The following is a 5,728-nucleotide window of genomic DNA, read 5'->3' as shown; positions in this document are numbered from 1 at the left end:
GCGTGACGAACAACGGGCCGTCGCGAGCGCGCAACGTCGTCGTGACCGACCAGGTGCCGGCCGGGGTGTCGAACGCGTCCATGGCGGCGCAGGACGGTACTGCCTGCCCGATCGGCAATGGTGTGGCGACGTGTCCGGCAGTGGAGATCCCGGCCGGTGACACGGTGACCTGGACGCTTACCGGGACGCTGGATGCCGATGCCACGGTGACGCCGATCAACTCGGTCACCGTGACGGGTGGTCCGGACCCGAGCACGCCGACCCACACAGCGGTGGCTTCGCCGTCGAACTCGCCGTCGCCCCAGGCGAATCTGTCGGTGTCGAAGGTGTTGCTGACGAACCCGGTGGTGCCGGGTCAGCAGATCCAGTGGCGGGTGAGCGTGACGAACAATGGTCCTTCGCGAGCCCGGAACGTCGTCGTCACCGATCAGGTGCCGGCCGGGGTGTCGAACGCGTCCATGGCGGCGCAGGACGGTACCGCCTGCCCGATCGCGAACGGGACGGCGACCTGCCCGGCCGTCGAGATCCCGGCCGGTGGCACGGTGACCTGGACGCTCACCGGGACACTGGACGCCGACGCCACCGTCACACCGACCAACTCGGTCACCGTCACGGGCGGGCCCGACCCGAGCACGCCCGTGCACATCGCCACCGCCTCGCCCAGCGGCACTCCCGAGCCGCAGGCCCGGCTGTCGGTGTCGAAGGTGCTGCTGACCGACCCGGCGGTTCCGGGCCGGCAGATCCAGTGGCAGGTCAGTGTGACGAACGACGGTCCTTCGCGGGCGCGGAACGTGGTCGTGACCGATCAGGTGCCGGCCGGGGTGCTGAACGCCTCGATGGCGGCGCAGGACGGTACGGCGTGCCCGATCGCGAACGGGACGGCGACCTGCCCGGCCGTCGAGATCCCGGTCGGCGGGCTGCTGACCTGGACCCTGACCGGCACGCTCGACCCCGCCGCCACGGTGACGCCGACCAACACGGCCCTCGTCACCGGCGGCCCGGACCCGAGCACCGTCACCCACACCGCGGTGGCCAGTCCCTCGACCGGGCCGGTGGCCGAGGCACGCCTGTCGGTCGCCAAGGTGCTGGTCACCGACCCGGTGGTGCCCGGTCGGCGGATCGAGTGGCGGGTGACCGTCACCAACCAGGGGCCGTCCGTCGCTCGTGACGTGGTGGTCACCGACCGGGTGCCGGACGGGGTGTTGAACGCGTCGATGGCGGCGGACGACGGTACCGCCTGCCCGATCGCGAACGGGACGGTGACCTGTCCGGCCGTCGGGATCGCCGTCGGCGCCACCCGGACCTGGACCCTGACCGGCACGCTGGACGCCGGTGCCACCGTCACGCCGGTCAACACGGCGACCGTGACCGGCGGGCCCGACCCGGGGACGCCGACCCACACGGCGGTCGCCTCGCCGAGCTCCTCGCCGTCGGCGCAGGCCCGGCTGACCGTCGCCAAGGTCCTCGTCACCAACCCGGTGGTGCCCGGGGCGCCGATCGAGTGGCAGGTGACCGTGACCAACGACGGCCCCTCCACGGCGCGCGGTGTCGTGGTGACGGACCGGGTGCCCGCCGGGGTGAGCGGCGCCTCGATGACCGGGCCCGGCGGTGCGGACTGCACCGTCGCGGACGGGACGGCGACCTGCCCGGCGGTGGAGATCCCGGTCGGGCGGACGCTGACCTGGACCCTGCGCGGCACGCTCGACCCGGCCTCGACCGTCACGCCCACCAACACGGTCACCGTGACCGGTGGGCCCGACCCGGGGACGCCGACCCACACGGCGGTCGCCTCGCCGAGCTCGTCGCCCTCGGGGCAGGCCCGGCTGACCGTCGCCAAGGTGCTGCTGACCTCCCCGGTCGTCGCCGGGCAGCAGATCCGGTGGCGGGTCATCGTGACCAACGACGGGCCCTCGGTGGCCCGCAACGTGGTCGTCACGGACGAGGTGCCCGCCGGCGTGAACGACGCGTCGATGACGGCCGACGCCGACGGGACGCCGTGCCCCGTCGCGAACGGGACGGCGACCTGTCCGGCGGTGGAGATCCCGGTCGGTGCGACGCTGTCCTGGACGCTGACCGGCACGCTGGACCCGAACGCCACGGCCGTTCCGGTCAACACGGTGGTGGTGACGGGCGGCCCGGATCCGAGCGCGACCGCGCACACGGCGGTGGCGACGCCGACCGAGCCGATCACGGTCCAGCACGACCTGCTGCTCAGCAAGCAGGCGAGCCCGGCGAACCCGAAGGCCGGTGACACCGTGACGTACACGGTCACCGCGACCAACCGGGCCAGCGGCACGTACCTCGGGGCCGTCGTCACCGACGACCTCTCCGGGGTGCTGGACGGCGCGGTGTACGACGCCGACGCCCGTGCCAGCAGCGGACGGACGGCCTACGCGGCGCCGCGGCTGACCTGGACGCTGGACCTCCTGCCGGGGGCGACGGAGACGCTCAGCTACACCGTCACCGTGAAGCCGGACGCGGGCGGCAGGGCGCTGGTCAACCGGCTGACCGCCGACGGGTCCAACTGCTCGGGCGGCAACGGGGCCCGCCGGGCGGTGGCGGGCAACTGCTCGACCACCACCACCGTCCGGAACACGCCCAGCCCGAGCCCGACCAGCAAGCCGCCGCTGCCGCCCACCGGGAGCGGGAACCCGTTCGCGGCGCTGCTGGCGACGGTGGTGTTCCTGGTGGTCGGTGGCAGCCTGATCGCGGCCCGCCGCGACCGCCGCTCCCGCCGCTGACCCGCGGTGACCGTCGGGCGGCCGGGTCGACCGGGCGCCCGTCGGCCCGGGGTCGCCCCGCGGGGGGCCGGCAGTCGAAGCGGAGGGACCCCGGCGCGGCGTGATCGCGCAGGGCCGGGAGCAGGGCGGCCAGGTAGTCCGGCACGAGCCTCACCGAGCCGAGGTCGTGCAGATCGATCCAGCGGAACTGCAACTGGGCCTCCCTGCTGCTGATCCCGGGCCGGCCGGCGGTGCCGGGGAGCCTGGGTTCGACGAGGAAGTAGAAGCAGACGTCGTGGTGGAGTTCGCCCCGGTCGTCCCGGAAGAAGCTGTCCGCCACGACGGCGAGCCGGCCGCACCGCACGGCGACGCCGGTCTCCTCCAGGAACTCCCGTTCGCAGGCGGTGGTGAGGGACTCGCCGGGCTCCAGGCCGCCGCCGGGCACGCCCCAGAGCTCGATGTCGGCGAGGCTCTCCATGAGCACGGCGTGGTCGTGGAACCAGAGGCCGGCCGAGCGGATCCGGGCGGGGGTGGTCTCGGTGGCGGTCTCGGGCACGGTGCGGTCCCTGGGGGTGGCGGATGGGGTGGGGCGGGCCGGAGTCGGTCGGGGCCGGTCGGTGACGGTTTCGGCGGTCAGGGTTGGAGGGTCAGGGTTGGACGGTCAGGGCGAAGACGTGGATCGCGGGGGCGTCGGGGAGGGTGACGGAGCGGATCGTCCGGCCGGGTGTCAGGGGGACGGTGTTGGTGAAGACGCCGTAGGTGGTGCCGTAGTTGGCCGGGCCGGTGGGGGTGTTGCGGTGGTCGGTGGTGAAGGCGGTCTTCGCGCCGTAGGCGTCGGTGGGGGAGCAGCACCAGTTGGGGAAGCCGAGTTGGCCGGTGCTGGTGGTGCCGTCGGTGTAGGTGACGGTGACCGTGCCGGCGGTGAAGCCGGCTTCGGCGCCGAGGAAGCCCAGCGCGGTGCCCTGGCCGGTGAGGGTGATCTGCTGGCCGGCGGCGGACACGTTGTCGGCGGTGCCCGGGGCCGAGGACGGCCAGGTGAAGCCGAGGCCGTTGGCGCTGATGGTGGCGCCCGGGGTGGCGCCGGCGGCGGCCAGGGCCTGGGTCGAGTAACTGTCCCCGTTGCCGTCGAAGTTGCCGGGGGCGGGGGCGCTCTCGGAGGTGGTGCCGACGTTGTCGAACGCGGCCGCCAGCGAGGGGTAGGGCACGGTCTGCACGATCGTCCGGTCGCCGCTGACCGTGTCGACGGCCGTCGGCCGGGCCCGGTAGCTCGCGGTGGCGGTGATGGCCGTGACCGTCGTCCCGGGGGTGCCCTGCGGGCCGTGCACCGTCACGGTGGCCGAGGCCGTTCCGCCGGGTTCGACGCGGGGCAGGGCGGTGGTCGCGGGGGTGACGGTCCAGCCGGCGGGGGCGGTGACCCGCAGTCGGGTGTCGTTCAGCGGGACGGCGCCGTGGTCGGCCAGGGTGATCCGGTACGTCCCGGAGGCCTCCGCCGTGCTGATGTCCTGCCAGGTGAGGGCGGTCGCGGGGGCCGCGCCGCGGGTGGCGCCGGGGTGGACGCGGTAGAGCACGGTGGCGTGCGGCGGCACGTCCGCGGAGATCACGCCGGTCGTGCCGGTGACCTGCTTGGTCACCAGGTCGTGGAGGGCGTAGCCGGTGGCGGAGGGCAGGCCGGCCCGGGCGGCGGTGGTGGTGATGGTCTGCGCGGTGTCGGAGGAGTTGAACAGGGCGACCGCACGGTCCCCGCCGGCCAGCGGCTTGCTGAGCACGTCGTAGCCGGTGTCGTGCTGGACGACCTTGCCCTGGACGCCGAGCCGGTCCTGGTCGACGGCGATGACGTCCTCGTTGCCGAGCACGGCCAGCGCGGCGGGGGAGAGGTGGGTGAGGTCGGTGCTGGAGATCAGCGGCGCGGCCATCATCGCCCACAGCGAGGTCTGGCTCTGGATCTCGTCCTGGCTGAGGCCGGAGTCGCCGGCGAGCAGGAAGTCGGGGTCGTTCCAGCGCCCCGGTCGTTGCAGCGCGGGCAGGCCGACGTTGTAGCCGTAGTTGTCCTTGATCGAGGCCCACTTCTCGCGGCCGGGGGCCTGGCCGAGGGCGATGTCGGCGCCCTCCCGCCACAGGTTGCCGAGTTGGGCGGACCAGCGGATCACCGACTCCCAGTTCGCCGCGCCCTGGAAGTAGGCGGGGGCGGAGATCGAGAAGACGATCGGGCGGTGGGTGTTGAGCAGGGCCGTGCTCATCGCGGTGTAGGTGTCGCGGTAGCTCTGTTCCTCGGTCTCGCCGGGCTTGGTGGGGACGTTGCAGCCGTCGAGCTTGACGTAGTCGACCTCCCAGGACGCGAACAGGTCGGCGTCCTGCTGCCAGTGGTCGAGCGAGCCGGGGTAGCCGCCGCAGGTGCTGGTCCCGGCGTCCTCGTAGATGCCGAACTTGAGCCCGAGCTGGTGGAGTTGGCGCCCGACGTAGGCCATGCCGTCCGGGAAGAGGGCAGGGTCGGCGACCAGGGCGCCCTTGGCGTCGCGCTGTCGGGACATCCAGCAGTCGTCGATGGTGACGGTGTCGTAGCCCTTCTTCGCCAGTCCGGTGGTGACCAGGGCGTGGGCGTTGTCGAGGATCGTCTTCTCGTCGATCCCGCACTGGTAGTAGGACCAGTCGTTCCAGCCCATCGGCGGGGTGGGGGCGTAGTCGGGGTACTGGGCGGCGGCGCCCGGCGGTGCGGGTGCGGCGGCGGCCGCGGGGAGGGCCAGCAGCGTTCCGGTGGACGCTGCGGCGAGCGTCGTGCAGCAGGCGACGGCGGCACGGAGCCACCGGGGGAGGGGAGTTGACACGCTTCGACCTCACGGGATCTTCGGGGTCAGGGCATGGTGAACGGCGTTGCCTCGGCGGGATCAGTTGTACGGGGCTCTGCTCAGTTCTGACAAGAGCACGGCAGGAACAATCAGGATCGAGCAGATCTGAGGGGGTTCGGAGCAGGGGCGTGCAGAGCGGCGGGTGGACGGACGGCGAAGTGGCCG

2 protein-coding genes and 1 pseudogene are annotated in these 5,728 nt (G+C 73.3%); 1 reads left to right on the top strand and 2 read right to left on the bottom strand.

All coding sequences use genetic code 11. From position 1 onward, the window contains the following. Positions 1-2: 2 nt before the first annotated feature. Positions 3-2,507: pseudogene (locus ACFXPX_RS15425) on the top strand (hypothetical protein); the annotation flags it as partial. On the opposite strand, the gene ACFXPX_RS15420 reads toward ACFXPX_RS15425, so the two are convergent. Together ACFXPX_RS15420 and ACFXPX_RS15415 are read right to left on the bottom strand one after the other, a co-directional pair. Continuing rightward, entirely contained in the window at positions 2,497-3,198 is a 702-nt protein-coding gene (locus ACFXPX_RS15420) for an NUDIX domain-containing protein (protein WP_380641616.1), read from the bottom strand. The pseudogene ACFXPX_RS15425 and the gene ACFXPX_RS15420 sit on opposite strands and share 11 nt — an antisense overlap. 169 nt (positions 3,199-3,367) lie before the next feature. After that, entirely contained in the window at positions 3,368-5,542 is a 2,175-nt protein-coding gene (locus tag ACFXPX_RS15415) for an NEW3 domain-containing protein (protein ID WP_380641539.1), read from the bottom strand. Positions 5,543-5,728 lie beyond the last annotated feature (186 nt).

The sequence above is a fragment of the Kitasatospora sp. NPDC059146 genome, assembly GCF_042786665.1.
GTDB lineage: Bacteria > Actinomycetota > Actinomycetes > Streptomycetales > Streptomycetaceae > Kitasatospora.
Note: the sequence above shows the minus strand (reverse complement) of the source record. Positions and strands in the feature narration are given on the sequence as shown.

Excerpts from the sequence above, each read along its gene's own strand:
- ACFXPX_RS15420 (WP_380641616.1), bottom strand. The coding sequence starts at position 3,198 with ATGGAGAGCCTCGCCGACATCGAGCTCTGGGGCGTGCCCGGCGGCGGC.